Annotated in this window: 20 protein-coding genes, 1 pseudogene and 1 riboswitch; of the genes and pseudogenes, 9 read left to right on the top strand and 12 right to left on the bottom strand. The window is 73.1% G+C overall.

Annotation, left to right across the window (positions count from 1 at the left end; translation table 11 throughout):
• Nucleotides 1-46 precede the first annotated feature (46 nt).
• The 9 genes and pseudogenes from MCM47_RS17250 to MCM47_RS17210 form a co-directional block, all read right to left on the bottom strand.
• Nucleotides 47-1,135, bottom strand: coding sequence for a PDR/VanB family oxidoreductase (locus MCM47_RS17250; protein ID WP_238862503.1), 1,089 nt, complete (start codon nt 1,133-1,135; stop codon nt 47-49).
• 80 nt (nt 1,136-1,215) lie between these two features.
• Complete coding sequence (locus MCM47_RS17245; RefSeq protein ID WP_238862502.1) at nt 1,216-2,130, bottom strand: metal-dependent hydrolase; 915 nt, start codon at nt 2,128-2,130, stop codon at nt 1,216-1,218.
• Nucleotides 2,131-2,327: 197 nt separating this feature from the next.
• Complete coding sequence (locus MCM47_RS17240) at nt 2,328-3,107, bottom strand: IclR family transcriptional regulator C-terminal domain-containing protein (protein ID WP_238862501.1); 780 nt, start codon at nt 3,105-3,107, stop codon at nt 2,328-2,330.
• A 312-nt stretch (nt 3,108-3,419) separates the two neighbouring features.
• Entirely contained in the window at nt 3,420-4,880 is a 1,461-nt protein-coding gene (locus MCM47_RS17235; protein WP_238862500.1) for a catalase, read from the bottom strand.
• Nucleotides 4,881-5,160: 280 nt separating this feature from the next.
• Nucleotides 5,161-6,213 (bottom strand): annotated as a pseudogene (gene alc / locus MCM47_RS17230) (allantoicase); the annotation flags it as partial.
• The gene (gene allB, locus MCM47_RS17225; protein WP_238862499.1) at nt 6,210-7,598 is read right to left on the bottom strand and encodes an allantoinase AllB; all 1,389 of its coding nucleotides are present in this window, start codon (nt 7,596-7,598) and stop codon (nt 6,210-6,212) included. The pseudogene alc and the gene allB, both read right to left, overlap by 4 nt.
• Before the next feature lie 229 nt (nt 7,599-7,827).
• Nucleotides 7,828-8,985, bottom strand: a complete 1,158-nt coding sequence (locus MCM47_RS17220) for a glycerate kinase (RefSeq protein WP_238862498.1) — start codon at nt 8,983-8,985, stop codon at nt 7,828-7,830.
• Nucleotides 8,986-9,465: 480 nt separating this feature from the next.
• Nucleotides 9,466-10,353 (bottom strand): 2-hydroxy-3-oxopropionate reductase, encoded by an 888-nt coding sequence (locus MCM47_RS17215; RefSeq protein WP_238862497.1) that lies wholly within the window; start codon nt 10,351-10,353, stop codon nt 9,466-9,468.
• 69 nt (nt 10,354-10,422) lie between these two features.
• On the bottom strand, nt 10,423-11,268 hold the full coding sequence (locus MCM47_RS17210; RefSeq protein WP_238862496.1) for a TIM barrel protein: 846 nt from the start codon (nt 11,266-11,268) through the stop codon (nt 10,423-10,425).
• Between the two features lie 246 nt (nt 11,269-11,514).
• Between MCM47_RS17210 and MCM47_RS17205 the strand changes: the two genes are divergently transcribed.
• The 7 genes from MCM47_RS17205 to MCM47_RS17175 all read left to right on the top strand — a co-directional run bounded on the left by MCM47_RS17205 (nt 11,515) and on the right by MCM47_RS17175 (nt 17,450).
• Entirely contained in the window at nt 11,515-11,760 is a 246-nt protein-coding gene (locus MCM47_RS17205; protein ID WP_255752388.1) for a thiamine-binding protein, read from the top strand.
• Nucleotides 11,757-12,137 carry a helix-turn-helix domain-containing protein gene (locus MCM47_RS17200; RefSeq protein WP_238862494.1) on the top strand — a complete coding sequence of 127 codons (381 nt, stop codon included), beginning with the start codon at nt 11,757-11,759 and terminating at the stop codon, nt 12,135-12,137. Before MCM47_RS17205 ends, MCM47_RS17200 begins: the two co-directional genes overlap by 4 nt.
• A 258-nt stretch (nt 12,138-12,395) precedes the next feature.
• Nucleotides 12,396-12,899 carry a 2-oxo-4-hydroxy-4-carboxy-5-ureidoimidazoline decarboxylase gene (gene uraD / locus MCM47_RS17195; protein ID WP_238862493.1) on the top strand — a complete coding sequence of 168 codons (504 nt, stop codon included), beginning with the start codon at nt 12,396-12,398 and terminating at the stop codon, nt 12,897-12,899.
• A gap of 60 nt (nt 12,900-12,959) precedes the next feature.
• Nucleotides 12,960-13,295 carry a hydroxyisourate hydrolase gene (gene uraH, locus MCM47_RS17190; protein WP_238862492.1) on the top strand — a complete coding sequence of 112 codons (336 nt, stop codon included), beginning with the start codon at nt 12,960-12,962 and terminating at the stop codon, nt 13,293-13,295.
• Between the two features lie 27 nt (nt 13,296-13,322).
• The gene (gene pucL / locus MCM47_RS17185) at nt 13,323-14,243 is read left to right on the top strand and encodes a factor-independent urate hydroxylase (protein ID WP_238862491.1); all 921 of its coding nucleotides are present in this window, start codon (nt 13,323-13,325) and stop codon (nt 14,241-14,243) included.
• 301 nt (nt 14,244-14,544) lie between these two features.
• Nucleotides 14,545-16,008 (top strand): nucleobase:cation symporter-2 family protein, encoded by a 1,464-nt coding sequence (locus MCM47_RS17180; RefSeq protein ID WP_374209146.1) that lies wholly within the window; start codon nt 14,545-14,547, stop codon nt 16,006-16,008.
• Nucleotides 16,009-16,064: 56 nt separating this feature from the next.
• Nucleotides 16,065-17,450 carry an 8-oxoguanine deaminase gene (locus tag MCM47_RS17175; protein ID WP_238862489.1) on the top strand — a complete coding sequence of 462 codons (1,386 nt, stop codon included), beginning with the start codon at nt 16,065-16,067 and terminating at the stop codon, nt 17,448-17,450.
• Nucleotides 17,451-17,896: 446 nt separating this feature from the next.
• Here MCM47_RS17175 and MCM47_RS17170 read toward each other — a convergent pair whose 3' ends face one another.
• Nucleotides 17,897-18,298: a gamma-glutamylcyclotransferase gene (locus MCM47_RS17170; RefSeq protein WP_238862488.1), complete on the bottom strand. Its 402-nt coding sequence runs from the start codon at nt 18,296-18,298 to the stop codon at nt 17,897-17,899.
• Nucleotides 18,299-18,434: 136 nt separating this feature from the next.
• Nucleotides 18,435-20,087: a malate synthase A gene (gene aceB / locus MCM47_RS17165; RefSeq protein WP_238862487.1), complete on the bottom strand. Its 1,653-nt coding sequence runs from the start codon at nt 20,085-20,087 to the stop codon at nt 18,435-18,437.
• 200 nt (nt 20,088-20,287) lie between these two features.
• On the opposite strand from aceB, the gene MCM47_RS17160 reads away from it, so the two are divergent.
• Entirely contained in the window at nt 20,288-21,085 is a 798-nt protein-coding gene (locus tag MCM47_RS17160) for an IclR family transcriptional regulator (protein WP_238862486.1), read from the top strand.
• Between the two features lie 345 nt (nt 21,086-21,430).
• The gene (locus tag MCM47_RS17155) at nt 21,431-21,940 is read left to right on the top strand and encodes a hypothetical protein (RefSeq protein WP_238862485.1); all 510 of its coding nucleotides are present in this window, start codon (nt 21,431-21,433) and stop codon (nt 21,938-21,940) included.
• Between the two features lie 126 nt (nt 21,941-22,066).
• Here the strand turns inward: MCM47_RS17155 and MCM47_RS17150 are convergent, their stop codons facing one another.
• Nucleotides 22,067-23,314 (bottom strand): family 16 glycosylhydrolase, encoded by a 1,248-nt coding sequence (locus MCM47_RS17150; protein ID WP_238862484.1) that lies wholly within the window; start codon nt 23,312-23,314, stop codon nt 22,067-22,069.
• Nucleotides 23,315-23,316: 2 nt separating this feature from the next.
• Nucleotides 23,317-23,479, bottom strand: a riboswitch (cyclic di-AMP (ydaO/yuaA leader).
• Between the last annotated feature and the right edge of the window lie 121 nt (nt 23,480-23,600).

Genomic DNA, 23,600 nt, shown 5'->3' with positions numbered 1-23,600 from the left:
TGACGTGTCGTCGGGTGAGGCGCCACGGCGGGCCGGGCGCCGGCCGCTACAGGTCGACGGCGAGCGTCTCGCCCTCGGCGGCCCGGGAGACGCAGGGCAGCAGGGCGCCGGCGGCGCGCTGCTCGGGGGTGAGGCGGCGGTCGCGGTGGTCGGGCGTGCCGGCCAGCAGGCGGACCTCGCAGGTGCCGCAGAACCCCTGGTGGCAGGAGTAGGGCAGGTCCGGGCGGGCCTCGCGGAGCACGTCCAGGGCGGACCGGTCGGCCGGGACGGCGAGCGCCGGGCCGTCCGCGCCGAGGCGGACGGTGAACGGCTCCCCGTCGGTGATCGGCGCCGCGCCGAACCGCTCGAAGTGCAGGGCGGCGGCGGGCGATCCGTCCAGCGCGCCCTGGACGGCGGCGAGCATCGGGGCCGGGCCGCAGCAGTAGACGGCGGCCCCGGGAGGGGCGTACCCCAGCAGCTCGGCGCCGGTCGGCACGCCGCCGTGCTCGTCGTCGGTGCGCCGGTGCACCCGGCGCGGGTCGAGGTCGTCCAGCTCGTCCGCGTACGGGAGGGTGGCGGCGCTGCGGCCGACCAGGACGAGCCGCCAGTCCAGCCCGTGGCGCTGGGCCTCGCGCGCCATGGGCAGCAGCGGGGTGACCCCGATGCCGCCGGCCAGCAGCAGGACGGCCGGCTCGGCGCAGAAGGCGAAGCCGTTGCGCGGGCGGCGGGCGGTGAGGCGTACGCCGCGGTGCAGGGCGTCGTGGACCTCGACCGAACCGCCGCCGCCCCCGGGCAGCCGGCGGACGGCGATCCGGTAGGCGGCGCGCTCGGCCGGGTCGCCGCAGAGCGAGTAGTGGCGCTCGCGGCCGGAGGGGAGCGTGAGACGCAGGTGCGCACCGGGCTGCCAGCGCGGCAGCGGGCCGCCGGAGGGGTCGGTGAGCCGCAGTTCGACGACGTCCGCGGCGACTTCGCGGCGGTCGGCGACCACCAGTTGCAGCGGCGGGGTGGGGCGGCCGACCGGGCGGCGGGGGTTGCGGCGCAGCAGCGGGCTGCCGAGGGCGGGGCTGTAGCGGTCGCCGAAGGCGGTGAGCCGCCGCATGAACCGGTCGGCGTGGGGACGGCCGTAGAGGTCGGGGGGCGGGGTGTGCAGGTCCATCCGGCGGGTCCTTGGGTGTCCGTGGGGGCGGCGTCGGGCGGGGCGGGCGACGTCGGGCGGGGCGGGCGCCCCGCACGCCGTCAGTGGGCGGCCGCCGCGCGGGCGGCCGGGGAGGTGGCCAGGTAGCCGAGGGCCTGGCTGGACGAGCCCTCCTGGGTGGGGTGGTAGCCGGGCCTCAGGTAGCGCAGCCCGGAGCGCACCGACTTGACCGGATCGGGCAGCAGCCCGCGCCGGGCGATCCGGCGGGCCTCCCGCCAGGTCGGCTTCAGCCGTCCGTCGAGGCTGGGGTCGGCCGCCAGCAGGAACCGGGCACCCCGCACCCAGAGACGGACCAGCAGCGGCCCGGAGACCGCCATCCCGCGGATCCGCCGCAGGTAGCCGGGGTCGAGGTGGACCATCAGGTCGAACGCGACGCTGCGGTGCTCGACCTCCTCGGCGCCGTGCCACCGCAGCAGGTCCAGCATCGTCGGGTCGGCCTGGGCCCGGTCCAGGCCCGGTGAGTTGAGCGCCCAGTCGCCCAGGAAGGCGGTGAAGTGCTCGATCGCCGCGACGAAGGCGACCCGCTCGATGACGTTCTCGCGCCGCCGGGCCGGCGTGAGGCCCGGCTTGTCGCCGAGGACCCGCTGGAACAGCCAGGCGATCTGACGGACGTACGGGCGCGGGTCGAGCCCCTGGCCGAGCAGGTGGTCCAGCACCTCCTGGTGCGCCTCGGCGTGGATGGCCTCCTGGCCGATGAAACCGAGCACCTCCTCGCGCAGCTGCTCGTCGCGGATCAGCGGCAGCGCCTCCTTGAACACCTTGACGAACCAGCGCTCGCCCTCCGGCAGCAGCAGGTGGAGGACGTTGATGACGTGGGTGGCCACCGGCTCGTCCGGGATCCAGTGCAGCGGCAGGCCGGCCCAGTCGAAGCGGACGTCCCGGGGCTCCAGGACGAGGCCGTCGTGGACGCGGGAGGCCGGGGCGGCGACGGCGGGAACGGGCGTGGAGCGGGGCATGGGAGGGCCCTCCTGACCTGCGGGTGGCGGCTCGGCTCAGGGAAACGTACTCGCGGGTAGCGACGGCGACAAGGGGTTCGGCACCTCTTATCGACATCGAGTCTAATAAGTGATGTGCGCCGCGCGGCACCACGGGAAACACGGAAGGCCCCGCCGAATCGAGGCGGGGCCCACGTGGACGGGCGGACGGCGGCCGGTCAGACCGCCATGGCGAGCATCAGCGGCGCTGCCCGGGCCGCCAACAGCTCCGCTGCCGCCTTGAGCCGGTGCACGTTGTCCACCGGCATCGACGTGGCCAGGCAGCCGACCGTGCTGCCCGCCGTCACCGGCACGGCCGCGCAGACGGTGCCGAGCGCGTACTCCTGGATGTCCAGCACGGGCACGGTGGCCGGCTGCCGCTCCAGCCGGTGCATCAGCTGGTCGGTGTCGGTGACGGTGCGCGAGGTCAGCCGGGCCACCGGGTGGCGGGAGAAGTGGTCCCGGCGGCCGTCGTGGTCGAGCTGGCTCAGCAGGCACTTCCCGATCGCGCTGGCGTGCGCGGTGGCCCGGAAGTCCACCCACTCCTGCACCGCGGGCGCGTGGTCGGCTGCGGAGACCGCCTCCACCGACAACTCGCCGTCGTGGTAACGACTGAAGTACACCGCGGCGCCCAACTCGTCTCGCAGGTCAGCGAGTTGCCGGTTCAGCCGGGCCCGGACGAGCTGCTCCCGGTTGTGCTGTCCGAGCAGCGCGAACGTACCGCCGAGCAGCCAACCGCCGTCCTGGCACTGGAGATAGCCCTCGATCTCCAGGATCTCGGCGAGCCGCCGAACCGTCGACAGGCTCAGGGACGTCTCCCTGGCGAGGGCGACCAGGGTGGCTCCGCCGGCGTGCCGGTCGACGGCCTCCAGCAGTCTCAGGGCGTGCTGCAAGGAGGTGATCGGACCGGGCGTGCCCTGGTCCGGCGCGGCGTGACGACCCGGGGCTGGTGTCGACATGTCGTCCCCTTCCGATGTCCGCCCGCGCGGCGACCTGCGGGCTTCCTCCAGCCTAGCCACCCGAACGGCCGGGCAGTTGCCGTCCACGGATATTGGTGCAGGTCTCGTGAACGGGCTTGACCGGCATATGCCCCGGCCGCCGCGCGAGGACACCCACGCCCCAGGCCCGCCCCAGGCCCGCGCACCGCTGCCCGCCGGGGAACGCGGAGCGGGCCCCTCCCCACTGCCCAGGGGGAGAGGCCCGGTCGCGGCCGCCGGGGTGCGGACCCCGGCGGCCGGTGAGGGTGGTCCGGACGCGCGTGCGACGCCTCGTCAGCCCTCGTCCCCGGCGCGGAGCCTGGCGACGGCCGCCGCCAGGCGGGCGCCGTACTCCTCGTCGGCGGCGTGGAAGTGGGCGAGGTTCTTCTCCACGATGTCCTCGCGGGTGACCTGCGCGAGGAAGCCCGCGAGGTTGTCGATCAGGCGGCTCTTCTCGCCCTCCGACATCAGGCGGTAGAGCTCGCCGGCCTGGAAGAAGTCGTCGTCCTTGGTGTGGGCCGGCGTGGTGTAGGTGCCGGTGTGGCCGCTCAGCCGGACCGGGGCGGCGAGCGCCTCGTCGGTCTGGGCGGGGCCGTCGTACGAGTTGGGCTCGTAGTTCCTGCCGCGGCCGGACCTGTTGATCGCGTGGAGGCCGTCGCGGCCGTAGTTGTTCGCCTCGGTGGCGCGCGGGGCGTTCACCGGCAGCTGGGTGTGGTTCACGCCGAGGCGGTAGCGCTGGGCGTCGGCGTAGGCGAACAGGCGCCCCTGGAGCATCTTGTCCGGGGACGGGCCGATGCCCGGCACGAAGTTGTTCGGCGAGAACGCGGACTGCTCGACGTCGGCGAAGACGTTCTCGGGGTTGCGGTTGAGCACCAGGCGGCCGACCTTGACCAGCGGGTAGTCGGCGTGCGGCCACACCTTGGTGAGGTCGAACGGGTTGAAGCGGTAGTCCGCGGCCTCGGCGACCGGCATCAGCTGGACGTAGAGGGTCCAGGACGGGAACACCCCGCGCTCGATGGCCTGGTGCAGGTCGCGCTGGTGCGAGTCGGCGTCGGCACCGAGCACTTCGGCGGACTGCTCGCCGTCCAGCGAGCGGATGCCCTGGTTGGTCTTGAAGTGGTACTTCACCCAGTAGGCGTCGCCCTGCTCGTTGACCCACTGGTAGGTGTGCGAGCCGTAGCCGTTCATGTGGCGGTAGGACGCCGGGATGCCGCGGTCGCCGAAGAGCCAGGTGATCTGGTGGGTCGAGGCCGGCGAGTGCGCCCAGAAGTCCCAGACGTTGTCCGCCTCCTGGACGCCGGTGTACGGGTCGCGCTTCTGCGAGTGGATGAAGTCGGGGAACTTCAGCGGGTCCTTGATGAAGAAGACCGGGGTGTTGTTGCCGACGAGGTCGTAGTTGCCCTCCTCGGTGTAGAACTTCACCGCGAAGCCGCGGGGGTCGCGCACGGCGTCGCTGGAGCCCAGGTTGCCGGCCACGGTGGAGAACCGCAGGAACAGCTCGGTGCGCTTGCCGACCTCCGAGAGGAAGGCGGCCTTGGTGTACTGCGAGACTTCGTCGGTCACCTCGAAGTAGCCGTAGGCGCCGGAGCCGCGGGCGTGCACGACGCGCTCCGGGATGCGCTCGCGGTTGAACCGGGCCAGCTTCTCCAGCAGCTGCTGGTCCTGGATGAGCAGCGGGCCGTACTCGCCGGCCGAGGCCGAGTTCTGGTTGTCGGCGATCGGCGCGCCGGACTCCGTGGTCAGGATCTTGGACATGGAGGGTCCTTCGGGTGTCGGTGCAAGCAGTGCGTGGAGGAGGGGTTGGCGTCCGAGCGGCTGCCGCTCAGATGCCGAGCAGGCGCCAGACGGCCGAGCGGCGGCGGGAGGAGTGCTCGCCGTCCGGGCCGTCGGCGGGCCGCAGCTCGGCGACGGCGGCGGTGGCCGCGGCCGGGTCCGCCAGCGGGCGGGCGGCGGTAAGCGCGGCGGCCTCGTCGGCGGTGAGGCCGGCCTCGGTGAGCGCGGCGGCGGCCTCGGCGGCCGGGACGGCGTTGAACCAGCGCAGCGCCAGGGCGGCGCGACCGGCCTCGGTCAGCCGGCCGGTGAGGCGGAGCCGGGCGAGACCGCCGTCCGGGTACACGTTGATCCGCACGTGGGTGACCGGGCGGCCGACGTCGAGCCGGAACCGGTGTCGGGTGTCGGGCTGCAGGCGGGTGCGGGGCAGGATCTCGAACCAGCCGTCGCGGTCCTCGGAGGGGTTGCCGCCCTGGGAGGCGTCGTAGCCGACGAGGTCGGCCCAGCCGGGGGCGTTGGCGACGAAGTGGGTGGTGTCCACCTCGGCGGCCAGGACCTCGCCGCCCCCGGCCAGGGCGATCTGCACCCAGTCGTTGGCCTTGTCGCGCCGACGCCGGGTCTCCCAGCCCTCGCCCATGACGGAGGCGCGGCCGGGAGCGTTCAGGTTGTGCGGGGAGGAGAAGTAGCGGTCGGACGCCGCCTCGGCCACGCCGCCGTACTCCTGGGCCGCGAGGTCGAAGGTGAGGCCGTCGAGCTCGCGCGGGTCGGGCAGCACCTCGCCGTGGACGCGGAGCCGGGCCACGCCGCCGTCCGGGAAGATGTTCAGCCGGACGTGGGTGTAGCGGGTCTCGTCGCGGACCTCGAACTCGTGGGCGGTGTCGCCCTGGAGCGGGGTGCGCGGCAGCAGCTCGACCCACTCCGCGGCGGCCAGCTCCTCCGGCGAGGGGTGACCGGGTATCGCGGCGGCCTCGACCGAGGCGCTCTCCGGGTAGTTGCCGGTGAAGTGCGCGGTGTCGACGATCAGGCCGCGGACCACGCCGGCGACGCCGAGCCGGACGATCGTCCAGTCGTGGTCGTCGTCGGCGGGGTGCGGCTGGTCGGCGCCGACGCCGCGGCGCCGCTTGGACTCCCAGCCGTCCATGATCTGGCCCTTGTGGCCGAAGGTGTGCGGCCGGAACTCGGCGGGCTTGGCGACCAGCAGGTTCTCCGCGTCCGCGAAGGTGTCCTCGTTGGTGGCGACGACGCCGGCGCCGAGCAGCCGGGAGGCCAGGTTGACCAGCTCGGTGAAGGGAGCGCTCGGGGTGTTGACGGTGGTCACTGAGTCTCCTCGGGGCGGGTGTCCGGGCCGGCGGACGGGCGGGTGATCTGGCGGCCGAACGGCTCGGCCGCGACGTCGACGACCCGGCCGCGCAGCCAGGTGGTGCGCACGGCGCCGGTCAGCGTCCGGCCGGCGTACGGGGTGACGGGGTTTCGGTGGTGGAGCTCGCCGGCGTTCACGGCGAACTCGGCGTCCGGGTCGAAGGCGACCAGGTCGGCGTCGTGGCCGACGGCGATCGCGCCCTTCGTGCCGGTGAGGCCGACCAGCGAGGCCGGGCCGCTCGCCATCCAGCGGACCACGTCGCCGAGCGTGTGGCCGCGGCGGCGCGCCTCGGTCCAGATCGCCGGCAGGCCCAGCTGCAGGGAGGCGATGCCGCCCCAGGCCTCGGCGAAGTCCCCGCTGCCGCCGAACTCCGGCAGCAGCTTGAGGTCCGGGGTGGACGGCGAGTGGTCGGAGACGACGGCGACGAACTCGCCCGCCGCCAGGGCCGCCCAGAGCGCGTCCCGGTTGGACTCGTCCCGGATCGGCGGGCAGCACTTGAACGCGGTGTCGCCGTCCGGCACCTGCTCGGCCGCGAGGGTCAGGTAGTGCGGACAGGTCTCGGCGGTCACCCGGACGCCGTCCTCCCGGGCCTGCCGCAGCAGCGGCAGCACGGCGGCCGAGGAGACGTGCAGGATGTGCACCCGGGCACCGGTGCGGCGGGCGGTGTCGAGCAGCCGCGCGACGGCCGCGGTCTCGGCGTCGGCGGGCCGCGAGGCCAGGAAGTCCCGGTAGTGGACGCCGGGTTGCTGCGGGGCGGCGGCCAGGACGGTCGGATCCTCGGCGTGGATGATCGCCAGCGCCCCGATCCGGGCCTGCTCGGCCAGCGCGGCCTCCAGGTCGGCCGCCTCGACGTGCGGGAACTCGTCCACGCCGGACGGCGCGAGGAAGCTCTTGAAGCCGAACACGCCCGCGCGGTGCAGCGGTTCGAGGTCCGGGACGTTGCCGGGGACGGCGCCGCCCCAGAAGCCGAGGTCGACCCAGGCCTGGCCCTCGGCGGTCTTCCGCTTGGCCTCCAGTCCGGCCACCGTGGTGGTGGGCGGGATCGAGTTGAGCGGCATGTCGACGATCGTGGTCACGCCGCCGGCGGCGGCCGCCCGGGTGGCGGTGGCGAAGCCCTCCCACTCGGTCCGGCCGGGCTCGTTGACGTGCACGTGGGTGTCGACCAGACCGGGCAGCAGCGCGGTGTCGCCGAGGTCGGTCAGATGCTGGTCGCCGGCGAGCAGCGAGCCGTGCTCGGCGATCTGCTCGATCCGCCCGTCCCGGATCAGCACGTCCGCGGGGCGCTCGCCGTCCGGCAGGACCACCCGGCGGGAGCGGATCACCGCAGTCTCGCTGAGGGGCATGGGGGACCTCCGAAGCCTGAAGAAGAAGGGTGGGTACGTCGAAGGATTGCCCGGAGCCTAGGGCCGCCTTCAACAAAACGTCAATGGAGGAACGCACGAGGGCCGACGGGTTTCCGGCCACCCGGGGTGGGCGTTCGGCCGGACCGGCCGTGGAGCCCTCCTGCCCGTCTCGGGCCGGACCTCCGGTCGAGCGCGGAGCGCCCGCGGTCGAGCGCGGAGCGGACTGCGGTCAGCCGGCGAGGAACTCCGCCGCCAGCCGCTCCCCCGCGACCTCGGCGAGCTCCGCCGCCCGGGTCATGCTGTCCCCGGGATGTTCGGCCAGGTCGGTGAGGGCGTACGCGCCGACGAAGCCGGCCGCCCGCCACTCGCCCTCGGAGAGCTCCAACCGCCCTGCCACAGCGGCCACCCGAACCCCCGCCCGGGTGGCCGCCGCGGCAACGCCGGCGGGCGCCTTGCCGTGGAGCGTCTGCGCGTCCAGGCAGCCCTCGCCGGTCACGACGAGGCGTGCCCCACGCACGGCCTCGTCGAAACCCAGCAGATCGAGCATCAGCTCGATGCCGGGTCGCATGGTGGCGCCGAGCAGGGCGAGGGCGGCGAAGCCCACCCCGCCTGCGGCCCCGGCGCCGGGGGCGTTGCGGAAGTCCCGTCCGACGGCCTCGCCGACCACGTCGGCGAAGCGGGTCAGGCCCTCCTCCAGGATCACCAGGTCCTCGCCGTCGGCGCCCTTCTGCGGGCCGTAGACGGCGGTCGCGCCGCGCGGGCCGAGCAGCGGGTTGTCCACGTCGCAGGCCACCACGATCTCGATCCCGGTGAGCGCCGCCGCCGGTGTCCCCGTGGCCAGCGGGCCGAGGTCGAGCCGGTCGAGCCTGCGCAGCGCGGCGCCGCCCGGCGCCAGCTCGGTGCCGTCCGCGTCCAGCAGGCGGGCGCCGAGGGCCTGGACCATGCCGGCCCCGCCGTCGGTGCAGGCGCTGCCGCCGAGGCCGAGCACGATCCGCTTGGCGCCCAGGCCCACCGCCCGGCCGATCAGCTGGCCGACCCCGTAGGAGCCGGCCGCGAGCGGGGCGGTCCGGCCGCCGGGGAGCCGGGCCAGCCCGGAGGACTGCGCCAGCTCGACCACGGCGGTGTCGCCCCGCACGGCGAGTGCGGCGTCCACCGGCAGGCCGGTGGGTCCGGCCACCTTGGCCGGGATCCGGTGGAAGCCGGCGGCCAGCGCGGCGGCGAGGGTGCCCTCGCCGCCGTCGGCGACGGGCAGTTCGCGGACCTCGGTGCCCGGCGCGGCGCGGCGGATGCCGGCCGCGATCCGCGCGGCGACCTCGGCACCCTCCAGGGTGCCCTTGAACTTGTCGGGAGCTACGACCACATGGCCCTGGGCGGGGGTGGCGGGCATGGCGTGGGCCTCACTTCCGGACTGGTCTGGCAATGGTTCGTCAAGCATGTGCCCCCGGGGCGGGCGTGCGCCCCGGCAGGGTCGGCCGGGCCGGGCAGGTGCCCCCGTCGGGGTGCGTCCGTCGGGGGCCCGCCCCCGTCCGACGGGTGCCCGTCGGACGGCCTGCCCGCGATCCGGGGCGGCCACCCCGCCGGGCACGGGCCCGGGTGGGGTGCGATGGCCCCCTCCCCGCCGTTCCCCTCGTCCCGCTTCCGACGTACGAGAGGCTCCCCTCGGCGAGGGAGGGGGCCGGGCGACACGCAACCGGCACGACCGAAGTGCCCCCGTCAGGGAGTGCGTGTCACCGGCTTGGTCGATCGGCAGGAGGCGGATGAGCCCCGAACCACCTGCCGATCGGGCCTGGCCTCCTGGTGGCGCGGGCACGACCGGATAGGTACACGCCACCAGGAGGAGTCCGCGGGCCTCGGGGGCCCGGTCCGGCTACTCGACCTCGCGGCCGGACAGCCGCTCGACGCCGCGCAGCAGCGCCGAGTGGTCGAGGGAGCCGTCGCCGTTGGCACGGGCCGAGGCGACCAGCTGGGCGACGACCGCGCCGACCGGCAGGGCGGCGCCCACGGCGCGGGCGGCGTCGGTGACGATGCCCATGTCCTTGTGGTGCAGGTCGATGCGGAAACCGGGGGCGAACTCGCGGTTGAGCATGTTCGCCTTCTTGCGGTTGAGCACGGTCGAGCCGGCCAGGCCGCCGCCGAGCACGTCCAGCGCGGCACCCAGGTCGACGCCGGCGTTCTCCAGGAAGACCACGGCCTCGGCCAGGACCTGGATGTTCACGGCGACGATCAGCTGGTTGGCGGCCTTCACGGTCTGGCCGGCGCCGGCCGGGCCGACGTGGATCACCGTGGTGCCCAGGGCGTCGAACAGCGGCTTGGCCTCGGCGAAGTCCTCCGCCGCGCCACCGACCATGATCGACAGGACGGCCTCGACGGCACCCGCCTCGCCGCCGGAGACCGGGGCGTCCAGGGTGCGGACGCCCTTCTCCTTGGCGGCGGCCTCGACCTTGATCGAGGTCTGCGGGGTGATCGAGGACATGTCGATCACCAGGGTGCCGGGCCTGGCGTTCTCGAGCACGCCGCCCTCGCCCAGGATGACCTGCTCGACCTGCGGGTCGGCCGGGACCATGGTGATGACGACCTCGGCGTCCTTCACCGCGTCCGCGATGCTGGTGGCCCCGTGGCCGCCGGCGGCGACCAGGGCGTCGATCTGCGGCTGGGTGAGGTTGAAGCCGGTGACGTGGTGCCCGGCCTTGACGAGGTTGGCGGCCATCGGGCTGCCCATGATGCCGAGGCCGATGAAGGCGATCTTGCGGCTCATCGCGTCGTTCCTTAGGTGCGTGGAGGGGTGGGGTGCGGGGTCCGGCGGGCGGGCCGGAGGGCGGTGCGCTCAGCCGGCCGAGCGCAGCTCGCGCGGAAGCCACTCGAAGCTGTCGGCGCTGACGCCGGTGGAGGGGCGGTACTCGAGCCCGATCCGGCCGGTGTAGCCGGCGGCGGTGAGCCGGGCGAACAGGTCCTCGAAGTCGAGGCCGCCGGTGCCCGGCTCGTTGCGGCCCGGCTTGTCGGCGATCTGGACGTGGCCGAAGCGGTCGGCGTAGGTGTCGATGACGGCGGCCAGGTCCTCGCCGTTCATGGCCAGGTGGTAGAGGTCGCAGAGGAACTTCGCGTTGCCCAGGCCGGTCGCGGCGTTGACCTTGTCCACGACCTCGACCGCGGCGGCGGCGGACACCAGCGGGTAGTCCGGCGACTCGGGCCGGTTCAGCGCCTCGACCAGCAGGATCGCGCCGATCTCGTGGGCGGCCCGGGCGGCGAGGACGAGGTTCTCCAGCGCGAGCGCGTCCTGCTCGGCCGGGTCCACGCCCTCGACCCGGTTGCCGTACAGCGCGTTGAGCGCCTTGGTGCCGAGCGAGGCGGCCAGCCCGGCGGCGACCGGGACGTTGGCGCGGAAGCGGTCCTTCGCGGCCGGCACGGAGACGGTGCCGCGGACACCGAGGCTGAGGTCGTCCAGGAAGTTGAGCCCGGTGAGCCGCACGCCGGCGTCGGTGAACGCCTTGCGGAGCGCGTCCAGCTCGGCCTGCGCCGGCGTGGCGCTCTCGCCGAACGGCCACCAGAGCTCGGCGGCGGTGAAGCCCGCGGCGGCGGCGGCGGCCGGGCGCTCCAGGAGCGGGAGCTCGCTGAACAGGATCGACAGGTTGACCGTGTAGCGGTGCTGGGCCGCAGCCGTCACGTCAATCACCTCTCACTCTCTTCCGTCATCCGCAACTTCCACGATACGGAAGAGGGATTCTGCTTGGTGGAAGCATGTCCGCCGCGCCGAGCGGGTGTCAAGACCGCCGCAACAATTTGTTGAAGCCGACCGAAACCGCTCCCCCGCAGGCCCCGGCACTGTTCGATCGACCAGCCCCTGCCCGCCCGCACCCCCGCGATCGACCAGCCCCTGCCCGCCCGCACCCCCGCTCGCTACAGTGGGCGGGTGCGATTGATGGTGGAGTTCACGACAGAACCGTTCGAACTGGACACGTTCCCGGAGCACGCCGTGGCGGCCCGGAAGGTGGTCGACGAGGCCGGCCTGGCCGTCTCGGTCGGCCCCTTCGGCACCGGCGCGGAAGGCGATGCCGAGCAGGTCCTGGGCGCGGTGACCAAGCTGCTGCGGGACACCTTGGACGCGGGCGCGACCCGGATCTCGGTCCAGGTCAGCGTGCTCGGCGAGGAGGGCGGTACGCCGTGACCGAGCACGTGGAACACCCGCTCGCGGCGGCGATAAAGCCGCTGCTGGACGCCGTCGGCGCCACGCCCGTCCGGTTGGACGAGGCGAAGGCCGAGGACGTCGTCCTGGAGTGGGAGGGCGCCCCGGCGCTCGCCGTACGACTGCCCCACCTGAGCAGTGCGCTCGACCGCCTGCTGGCCGAGATGACCCGCCAGTTCGACGGGCGCCCGCTGACCGAACTGGACCGCTGGGAGAAGCAGCGCGTGGTCGCACTCCTGGAGGAGCGCGGCGCCTTCACCGTCCGCCACGGGGTGGAGACGGTCGCTTCGGCACTCGGCGTCAGCCGCTTCACCGTGTACAACTACCTCAACCGCCAGGACGGCTCGAAGTCCGGCTGAGCACGGCCGGCGAGCCCCCCGCGAGGTGTGCGAGGCCGCCCGTGACGTGCGCGGATCCGCGTACATCCGGGTGAACCCCGCCGGCCGGGCCAGTCTTCACCAGTCCCCGGCGGGGCACACTTGTCTCATCGCACACGAAACGCCCGGGTAACCGGGACCCGTTCAAAACGTAACCACCAACCGTTCAACAAAGTGTTGACGGCCGCGGTGGGTCGATCTAGCTTGTGCGGGTGGCACCACTCTTCAGGAGGTCCACCCGTGACCAACCACCCCCACGCCCTCGACGCCCTGGCGGCGGCCGACGCCGCCGAGCTGAGGACGATCCTGCTGGAGGTCTGCTCCAGCACCACCTGGGCCGACGCCGTCGCGGCGGCCCGGCCCTGGTCCGACCGGACGGCCCTGCTGGACGCCAACGCGTCGGCCATGGCCGCCCTCACGGTCGCCGACCTGAACGACGCGATGGCCGGCCACGCCCGGATCGGCACGCCCAAGGCGGGTGACGCCACCTCCGAGCGCGAGCAGGCCGGCATCAGGGGAGTGGACCCCGCACTCCTCGACGAACTGCACGAGGCCAATGCCGCCTACGAGGCGAAGTTCGGTCACGTGTTCCTGATCTGCGCCACCGGGCGCACCGCGGACACCATGCTCGCCGCCCTGCGGGAGCGCTACCCCAACGACCCCGCCACCGAGGCGGAGATCGTCCGGGGCGAGCTGCGCAAGATCAACGACATCCGGATCAACCGGCTGCTCGACGAGGACTGACGCCGCGCCGGCCGGTCCCGACACAACGTCACACCTGCCATCAGTAAGGTCACTTCACCCATGACTGGCATCTCCACCCACGTGCTCGACACCAGCCTCGGCCGCCCGGCCGAGGGTGTCCCGGTCGAGCTCGCACTGCACACCGAGGGTGGCTGGAAGGTGCTCGGCACCTCCGCCACGGACTCCGACGGCCGGGCCAAGGACCTGCCGGCCGTGGAGGCGGGCTCGGTCGTCCGGCTGCTCTTCGACACCGCCGCGTACTACGCGGCGAGGTCCGAGGGGGCGCCGTTCTTCCCCGAGGTCTCGATCGTCTTCACGGTCGCGCCCGCGCAGCACCACTACCACGTGCCGCTGCTGCTCAACCCGTTCGGATACTCGGTCTACCGCGGAAGCTAGACCGCCTGATTGATTGGGAGCCATGTCATGGCCCACGTGCTCGGTCAGAACCAGTACGGCAAGGCGGAGAACCGCATCGTCCGGATCTACCGTGACTCGACCCGTCACGAGATCAAGGACCTGAACGTCTCGGTCTCCCTCCAGGGCGAGTTCGAGGACGTCCACCTCACCGGGTCGAACGCCAACTGCCTCCCCACCGACACGACGAAGAACACCGTGTACGCCTTCGCCAAGGAGTACGGGATCGAGTCGGCCGAGGCCTTCGGCATCCTGCTGGCGCGGCACTTCGTGGACGACACCGAGCGCGGTGTCGTCCACAGCGCCCGGATCCGGATCGAGGAGTACGCCTGGGACCGGATCAAGACGCCGGACAACTCCGCCCGCTTCATCGGCTCCGAGGAGGTCGGCCACTCCTTCGTCCGCAACGGGCAGGAGACCCGCACCTCCGAGATCGTCTACGACGGCGAGTCCGTCCAGGTCGTCTCGGGCCTCAAGGACCTCATCGTGATGAACTCCACCAACTCGGAGTTCTGGGGCTACATCAAGGACCGGTACACCACCCTGCAGGAGGCGTACGACCGCATCCTCGCCACCCAGGTGACGGCGCGCTGGAAGTACGGCTTCAGCGGCCGCGACGGCGAGGCCCAGCCCAACTGGAACCGCTCCTACTCCCACGTGAAGCGGCACCTGCTGGAGGCCTTCGCCGAGACCTACTCCTACTCGCTGCAGCAGACCCTGCACGCGATGGGCACCCGGGTGCTGAACAACCGGGCCGAGGTGGACGAGGTCCGCCTGGAGCTGCCGAACAAGCACCACTTCCTGGTCGACCTGGAGCCCTTCGGCCTCAAGAACGACAACGAGGTCTACTACGCCGCCGACCGGATGTACGGCCTGATCGAGGGCACCGTGCACCGCGAGGGCGTGGTCCCGGTGATCCCGGTCGCCTGACCTCCCCATGGACACCGTCCGGCGTCGCCGCACCCTCCGGCCCCCTGTGGCCGGTCGATACCGGACGGGCCGCACCACCCGTCACACCAGCACCATCCGTGACACCAGCAGCACCCGCACCACCTGTTTCTCCACCCCCACCCACCGGAGACCGTGCCCGCTCGACGGCGGCCGGCCCGGGGAGCTGGAGATACCGGCCGGGGGACCCTTGCACCGCCGTCCCGCCCCCGGCCGCCGCGCGATCGATACGTCTCCAGCGCCGCGGGCGCGTCGCGAGCCACGGGCACAAGAGGGGCTCGACATGGCACCCAGCAACACCAGCAGCACAGACGGCGGTTCCACCCCTGCAAGACCTTCTGGTCCGGACGGCACGTCAAGCAGCCTCCCCGGCAGTCCGTCCGGACCGGAAACCCACCCCGTGGACGAACTGCTGCCACCGGTGAAGCTCGTCTCCACCGGCCTGCAGCACGTCGCCGCGATGTACGCGGGAGTCGTCGCTCCCCCGCTCATCGTCGGCGCCGGCGTGGGGCTCTCCCCCGCCGAGCTCGCCCTGCTCATCTCGGCCAGCCTGTTCACCGCCGGACTGGCCACCCTGCTCCAGACCCTCGGCTTCTGGAAGATCGGCGCCCGCCTGCCGTTCGTGAACGGCGTCTCGTTCGCCGGGGTCGCCCCCATGATCGCCATAGCCGAGGAGCACGGACCGGAGGACGCCCTCCCGGTGATCTTCGGAGCGGTGATCGTCGCGGGGCTCCTGTGCTTCCTCGCGGCACCGTACTTCTGCAAGCTGATCAGGTTCTTCCCGCCGGTGGTCCAGGGCGCCGTGATCACCCTCATCGGGGTGTCCCTCCTCCCGGTGGCGGTCAACTGGGCGCGCGGCGGCTCGCCGGGCGCCCCCGGGTACGGCTCCATGCGGGCCATCGGCCTCGCCGCGATCACCCTCGTCGCGGTGGTGCTCTGCAACCGGCTGCTGCGCGGCTTCTGGCAGCAGCTCTCGCTGCTCATCGGACTGGCGATCGGCACCCTGCTCGCCTTCCCGCTGGGCCTCGCCGACTTCGGCGCGGTCGAGGACGCGAAGGTCTTCGCGCTCCCCTCGCCGTTCCACTTCGGCGCGCCGATGTTCGACGCGGCTGCGATCGCCTCGCTCTGCATCGTCATGGTGGTCTCGATGACCGAGTCCACCGCCGACATGCTGGCGCTCGGCAGGATCGTCGACCGCGAGGCGGACGAGTCCGTACTCGCCGCCGGCCTGCGGGCGGACGGACTGGCCACCGCGCTCAGCCCGGTCTTCAACGGCTTCGCCGCCAGCGCCTTCGCCCAGAACATCGGGCTGGTGGCGCTGACGAGGATCCGCAGCCGCTTCGTGGTCGCGGCCGGCGGAGGCATCCTGATCCTGCTCGGGCTCTTCCCCGTGCTCGGGTCGCTCGTCTCCCTGGTCCCGCAGCCCGTCCTGGGCGGCGCCGGGATCGTGCTCTTCGGCACGGTCGCGGCGAGCGGCATCCGCACCCTGGCGGAGGCCGGCATGGACTCCGGCTCGAACACCGTCCTGGTGTCGGTCTCGCTCGGCGTCGGCATCGTCCCGATCGCGGTACCGACCTTCTACGACCCCTTCCCGGAGGCCGTCCGCACCCTGATGCACTCCGGGATCTCGGCCGGCTGCGTGATGGCCGTCCTGCTCAACCTGCTCTTCCACCACGTCGGAGTCGCCCGCCGGTCGCCGGCCGACGGGACACCCGGCACGACGGTGCCGACGGCGACACCGTCCTGACCCACCGGGCGGGCATGCCTGCCATGCCCGCCCGGCCTCCCCCATAGGAGTTCCCCATGGCAGTCCAGCCCCCGCCCGCCGACCAGCGGATCGTGATCGAGAACGTCGCGATCGCGACGGTCGACGCCAACGACACCGAGTACGCCCGCGGCCACGTGGTCATCCTCGGCAACCGGATCGAGTCGGTCGGCAACGGCCCTGCCCCGCAGTGGCTGGACAACGTGGTGCGCCGGATCAACGGCGAGGGCCACCTCGTCACCCCCGGCCTGGTCAACACCCATCACCACTTCTACCAGTGGATCACCCGCGGCCTCGCCCAGGACGACATCCTCTTCGACTGGCTGGTCGCGCTCTACCCGACCTGGGCCCGGATCGACGAGAAGCTCGTCCACGCCGCCTCGCAGGGCTCCGCCGCCGCACTGCTCAAGTCCGGCTGCACCACCGCCTCGGACCATCACTACGTCTTCCCCGAGGACGGCGGCGACGTCCTCGGCGCCTCCATCGAGGCGGTCCAGGAGCTCGGCCTGCGCTTCACCGCACTGCGCGGCTCCATGGACCGCAGCAAGAAGGACGGCGGCCTGCCGCCGGACCACGCCGTCGAGCAGCTCGACGACATCCTCGCCTCCTCGGAGGCGGCCGTGGACAAGTACCACGACCCCTCCTTCGGCTCGATGCTGCACGTCGCCATCGCGCCCTGCTCGCCGTTCTCGGTCTCCACCGACCTGCTGCGCGAGTCGGCCGTCCTGGCCCGCCGCAAGGGCGTCCGGCTGCACACCCACGGCTCCGAGACCGCCGAGGAAGAGGCGTTCTGCAAGCAGCTGTTCGGGATGGGCCCGACCGACTACTTCGAGTCGGTCGGCTGGCTCGGCGAGGACGTCTGGATGGCGCACTGCGTCCACATGAACGACTCCGACATCGCCAAGTTCGCCGAGACCGGCACCGGTGTGGCGCACTGCCCCTCCTCCAACGCCCGCCTCGCCGCCGGCATCGCCCGCGTCCCCGACATGCTGAAGGCCGGCGTACCGGTCGGCCTCGGCGTCGACGGCACCGCCTCCAACGAGTCCGGTGAGCTGGGCACCGAGCTGCGCAACGCGCTGCTGATCAACCGCCTGCACGGCTCCCCGACCGCCCTCACCGGACGCCAGGCGCTGCGCCTTGGCACCATGGGCGGCGCCCGGGTGCTCGGCCGGCAGAACGAGATCGGCTCGATCGAGGTCGGCAAGCTGGCCGACCTCGCCCTGTGGAAGATCGACGGCATCATGCACTCCTCGATCGCCGACCCGATCGCCGCCCTGACCCTCGGCGCCCTGCCCCCGCTGGCCACCCTCTTCGTCAACGGCAACGCCGTCGTCGAGAAGGGCCAGCTGACCACCGTCAACGAGGACCGGATCGCCCGCGACTGCGCCCGGGCCGCCAAGGAGCTGGCCTCCCGGCCGGTCTGATCCCCGGTCCGCTCCACCCCTCCCGGAGCGGGAGGCCTCCCGGTCCTCCCGGTCCTCCCGCTCCCCTCCCACTCCGGGCCGCCCAGGGACGGTGCGTGACCCGGACTCCGCGAGCCGCCCCTCCCGGCCGGCCAGCGGAACGCAGCCCCGGACCCACGGCGAGGGTCCGGGGCTGCGGCGTGCCCGTGCCCACGACCCCGGCGCTCCGGGCGGTGGGAACCGCCACGGACGTCGCCGGACGCGGTCCGGTGCTGATCCCGCGCCTGGGTGGGGCCGGGCGCGGGATCAGCACCGGACCGCGTCACCCCGCCGGGACCGCCCCTGGTCACCGATCCGGCGCGTGGCAGGGCCACCACGGCCGACGGCCCGACCGCGGGCCGCGCCGGGCACGGCAACGGCCCGCCGGGCGAGACGCCCGGCGGGCAGCCGGTCCACCCGGCGTCGGCTCAGGCGGTGCGGCCGAGCGTGGCGAGGTAGGCGCGCCAGCCGCCGTGGTGGGTGATCTCGCGGTGGACGCCGCGCTCCGCCTCGCCGCGGGCGAGCAGCATGGAGAGGCAGGCCGAGCCGTCCGCCAGCTCGATCACCCCGAGCTCCAGCTCGCGCGGCTCCCCGGGCAGGACGACGTCGCGCAGGTGCTCCAGGCTCACGTCGTACAGCTCGCCCTCGATCGCGGTGTCGACGGACGGGTCGGGGTGCAGCCCCGGGCAGACGTCGCTCTCGCCGCCGACGTCGATCGAGAAGAAGCGGTAGCCGGGGGCGGTGCGGACCGGACCGACCAGCGCGTCCGCGACGGAGGCGTGGAAGGGGCCGCCGACCATGGCCTGGCCGTTGAAGAAGATGCGTGCCATGAGGTTCCTCCGGAAGGCCGTTCCGTACGGCGACGAGAGGACAGGTGGATTCGTCGCCGTACGGAACGGAGCAAAGGGCCGCGGGTCTGCTACAGCCTGGCAGGCGGCAGCCGGCCCGCGCGCGGATAGATTGGGCTCAGCCCAGCAGGGGAAGCGCGGGAAGGGTCAGGAAGTCCGCGAACTCCTCGGCCAGGGCGACCTGTTCGAAGAGCTTGGCGGCCTCGCGCCAGCGCCCACCGGCGTAGACGTCGTCGCCCAGCTCGGCCCGGAGCTCGGCCAGCTCCGTGGCCACCAGGCGGCGCACGAGGTCGGCGGTGGCCTTCTCCCCGGTGTCCGCCAGCACGACGCCGTTGTTGATCCACTGCCAGATCTGCGAGCGGGAGATCTCGGCGGTGGCGGCGTCCTCCATCATGTTGAAGATGGCGACCGCGCCGAGGCCGCGCAGCCACGCCTCGATGTAGCGGATGCCGACCTGGACGGCGTTGTGCAGGCCCGCGTGGGTGCAGGTCCCGCCGGCGCCGGCGATGTCGAGCAGTTGGGCCGCGGTGACGGGCTCGGGCGGGCCGGGGTTGTCCTTCTGGTTCGGGCGGTCGCCGAGCACGGCGTCGAAGGAGGCCCGGGCGACCGGGACCAGGTCGGGGTGCGCCACCCAGGAGCCGTCGAAGCCGTGGCCGGCCTCCCGGTCCTTGTCGGCCTTGACCTTCTCCAGGGCGGCCGCGTTGACCTCGGGGTCCTTGCGGCTCGGGATGAACGCGGCCATGCCGCCGATGGCGTGGGCACCGCGCCGGTGACAGGTCTGCACCAGCAGCCGGGTGTAGGCGGCCATGAACGGCGAGGCCATGGTGACGGTGTTGCGGTCCGGCAGGATGTAGTGCTCGCCGGCGTCGCGGAAGTTCTTGACGATCGAGAACAGGTAGTCCCAGCGGCCCGCGTTGAGCCCGGCCGCGTGGTCGCGCAGCTCGTAGAGGATCTCCTCCATCTCGAACGCGGCGGTGATCGTCTCGATCAGGACGGTCGCACGGATGGTGCCGTACGGGATGCCGAGGGCGGCCTGGGCGTGGGTGAACACGTCGTTCCACAGCCGCGTCTCGAGGTGGCTCTCGGTCTTCGGCAGGTAGAAGTACGGGCCGGAGTTCGGGTCGTCCGCGCCGCGGGCGATCAGCCGGGCCGCGTTGTGGAAGAAGTACAGCCCGAAGTCGAAGAAGGCACCGGCCACCGGGACGCCGTCGACCAGCAGGTGGTTCTCGTCCAGGTGCCAGCCCCGCGGGCGGACCACGACGGTGGCGAGCTCGGCGGCAGGCCTGAGGCTGTAGGTCTTGCCGGCCGAGGACGTGAAGTCGATCCGGCCCTCGAAGGCGTCGATCAGGTTGATCTGGCCGCTGACCACGTTCTCCCAGGTCGGGGCGGTGGCGTCCTCGAAGTCGGCGAGCCACACCTTGGCGCCCGAGTTGAGCGCGTTGATGACCATCTTGCGGTCGGTGGGGCCGGTGATCTCGACCCGGCGGTCCTGGAGCGCGCGCGGGGCCTCGGCCACCGTCCAGTCGCCCTCGCGCACGGCGGCCGTCTCGGGGAGGAAGTCCAGGGTGCCGGCCCGTGCGATCTCGGCGCGGCGGGTCCTGCGGCGGGCCAGCAGCTCCTGTCGGCGGTCCTCGAAGGCGCGGTGGAGGCCGACGACGAAGGCGACCGCCTCCGGAGTGAGCACCTCCTCCGCCCGGTGGACGCGCGGACCGGCGACAGTGACGACCGGAGCGGCGGGGGAGGCGCCGGCGGGTCCCTGATCTGTAGCCATGAGCAGGACACTCCTAAGACGGTTGAGCACGGCGAAGGGAGTTCCGGTGGGAACGTCCTTGATCTGAACCGATCTGAACCCACCTACCGGAGGGTTCGATTCTGTAAAGTGGAGACTAGTTTCCGCGATACAGAATTTCAACGGTTTGTTGAGGTGATCGCAGGGACTCTACTCCTCCCCCGACAGCGAAGGGAACGCCGGTGGTCTCGACCCCCGACACAGCATCGACGACGGGCCCGGACCGCGCGAGCGGCGGTGTGCAGTCCGTCGAGCGCGCCTTCCAGTTGCTGGAGGCGCTGGCCGACTCCGGTGGCGTGGCGACGCTCAGCGAGCTCTCCACCTCCTCCGGCCTGCCCATGCCCACCATCCACCGACTGGTTCGTACCCTCGTCCAGCAGGGCTATGTCCGCCAGGACACCGCACGCCGCTACACCCTGGGCCCGCGGTTGATCCGACTGGGCGAGACGGCCGGCCGGCTGCTCGGCAGCTGGGCCCGCCCGTACCTGGCCGAGCTGATGGAGGCCACCGGCGAGACCGCCAACCTGGCCGTGCTGGAGGGCGGCGAGGTGGTCTACGTCGGGCAGGTGCAGTCGCGGCGCTCGATGCGGATGTTCACCGAGGTCGGCCGCCGGGTGCAGCCGCACTGCACCGGTGTCGGCAAGGCCCTGCTGGCCCAGCTGCCGGAGGACGAGGCGCGCGCGGTCCTCGGGCCCAATCCGCTGCCCGCCCACACCGAGTTCACCGTGACCGATCCGCAGGCCCTGCTGGACCAGCTGGCGCAGGCCCGCGAGCGCGGCTACGTGGTGGACGACCAGGAGCAGGAGATCGGGGTGCGCTGCATCGCGCTCGCGGTACCGGGCGCGCCGACGCCGACGGCACTCTCGGTCTCGGGCCCGGAGGCCCGGATCCGGGCACTGGAGGAGCAGGCCGGCGCCTCGTCGCTGGTGCCGGTGATGCAGCAGATCGCGATCAGGCTGGGGCAGGTCCTGGCTCCCTGACCGAGCGTCATGTGGCATCGGTGCGCAGGTAGTCGGATCCTCCGACTTCCTGCGCGCGACTTCCTGCGCCGCCCCGCGGGCAGCGGCCCTCCGCACCTGTCCTCTGCGCCGGCTCCCGCACCGGCTCACCGCCCTGCCCGGGCTCCGCGGGCCGGTTCGCCCGTTCGAGCGGCCCGAGGGCGGGTTGCCCCGGCCGCGGCGGACCGGTCGGTCACGCTGGGTGCGGACGCAATGCCCCGCGACGGTGCGGGGCGCCGGAAGCAGAGGGCAGGGTGAGCGCCGATGTCGCGCAGAGGGTCCGCACGGGTATTCCTCGGGAGGTCGTTGACGGTGGGGTGCGCGCTGGTGGCGCTGGCAGCCGGGCCGGCGCTGGCCTGCCCGACCGACGACGAGGGGCAGCAGGCTCCCGCGCCGGCCGCCGCACCGGCTGCCGTACCGGTCGCGGCGGCGCCCGCGACGTCCGACTCCGACCTGGTGGTGGTCCGGATCGACCCGGACGCCGCCGCGCCGGGCGGCACCACCACGGTGCACGCCTTCGTCGCGAACTTCGGCCCGGACCGCACCGCCTCCCCCTTCACCCTGGTGGTCACCCTGCCCGAGGGGGTGGAGCCGGAGGGCCCGTTCTACCCCGAGAACTGCTACCCGTTCCAGAACGGCCACCGGGTGCGCTGCACCTTCCCGGCCGGCCTGCCGAGGTTCCGGAGCGCGACGGCGCGGATCCCGGTCCGGCTGGCCCCGACGGTCCCGGCGCCGAGCACGCTGACCGGGGGCTGGGTCGCGGTGCGCGGCGACGACGACAGGAACGAGGCCGACAACAAGCAGCCGTTCGAGATCGCGGTCGTCCGGACCGGCTGAGCCCCCTCGTGGTGCGATGCCGCGGACACGCCGGAGCGCCGCCCCTCGTGCGGAGGGTCGGCGCTCCGGCGCGTCCGGATCATCCCGGCGGGCCGACGGGCGCGGGGCCGCCGGCGGGCGGTCGGGTCAGCGGTAGACGCGGAGGTAGTCGGCGGCGAAGGTGATCGGGGCCGTTCCCGTCGGCGCGGGGTGGTACTGCCCGGCGCTGAGCGACAGGTTCAGGATCGGGTAGGCCGACCAGCCGGCGCCGACGCCCTTGCCGTCCGAGAAGACCTTGACCCCGTTGATGTACCAGTCCACCGAGGTGGCGCCGTACTGGGTGCCGACGGTGACCCACTGGTCGTGCGCGATGGACTTCGCATCGGTCACGTACTTGTAGCCCGGGTTGATGTGGTTGGTCAGCTCCAGCAGGTTCGCGTTGTCCGCGTGGTACTCGAAGCTGTCGATCTCGCCGTGGTTGCCGCTGGTGCCGTTCCACGTCCACAGCGCCGGCCAGGCGCCGGTGCCGGCGGGGAGCTTGACCCGGGTCTCGATGTAGTCGCCGGTCTGCACCTTGAAGCCCTCGGTGGAGTACTCGGTGGTGAGCAGGCCGGTGTCCCAGGCCTTCTTGCCGTTCTCCAGCGTGTGGGCGCTCGGCCGGGCGGTGAAGGTGGCGACACCGCCGGAGACGGCGACGTTGTCCTTGTTCAGCCAGTCGAGCTTGTTGTCGTCCGGGTTGTGGTCGCCGTAGTGGTACGAGCTGCTCCGGTCGGCCGTCCAGCGGGAGCCCAGGGCGAGGCTGTCGAACTCGTCGGACCAGGTCAGCTTCTTCCCGGCGACGGGCGCCGCGGCGGCCGGGCTGCTCGGGGTGGCGGTGGCCGTGGCCGACGGCGTGGGCGTCGCGGTCGGGGCGGGGCTCGGGGCGGCGGTGGCCGCGGAGACCACCAGCTGCTGGGACGGCAGGTTGTGCCAGGCGCCGCCGAGGTCCTGCCAGAAGCCGAACTGGGTGTAGGTGCCGGCCGGCAGCGTGCGCGATCCGGTGGTGACCGACAGCCCGCTCGGGCATATCTGCGCGTTCGCGACGCTGCCCGGGAAGTCGAGGTTGTGTCCGGCCGCGTCGCGCACCCCGACCCCGACCGTCTTCGTGGTGAAGCAGGCCGAGGAGTGGACGGTCAGCGAGGCAGTGGCGGCCTTGCCCGCGACCATCGTGGCCGGGGTGAGCTTGTCCTGGGTGACGGTCGGCGTGGTCGCCGCGTGCGCACCGGTGACCGCCGGGAGGCCGAGCAGGCCGGCGCCGCCGAGGGCGAGCGCGCCGGTGACGGCGAAGGCCGCGTTGCGGCCGCGGTGGGAGGGTCGGGCATGGCGCGGCGCGCGGCGCCGGGCAGGCTTCTGCATGGCAGTGTCCTCTGCGACGCCTGCGAGGTGAGCTGTCGGGTTCGGGCAGAGGTCGCCCGGCCGCGCGTGGAGCGGCTTCACCCCTAGCCTCGGCCGCGCGGGAGCGCACGGGCCGAGGCACTACCTTGGGTCCCCCGCTCCCGTCCGCTGTGGTGCTCGGTTGCCGGCCGGCGGGTGGACAGGACTCGGCGTCCCGACGGCGGAGGTCCGCGAAGCGGACGTCCCGAGCAGGCTAGGCAGCCCCTCCCGGACGCGACAACCCGGCGGGGTCGGTTGTCGCACAGCT

This window comes from Kitasatospora sp. A2-31 (genome assembly GCF_022288725.1).
In the GTDB taxonomy this organism is placed as follows: domain Bacteria; phylum Actinomycetota; class Actinomycetes; order Streptomycetales; family Streptomycetaceae; genus Kitasatospora.
Note: the sequence above shows the minus strand (reverse complement) of the source record. Positions and strands in the feature narration are given on the sequence as shown.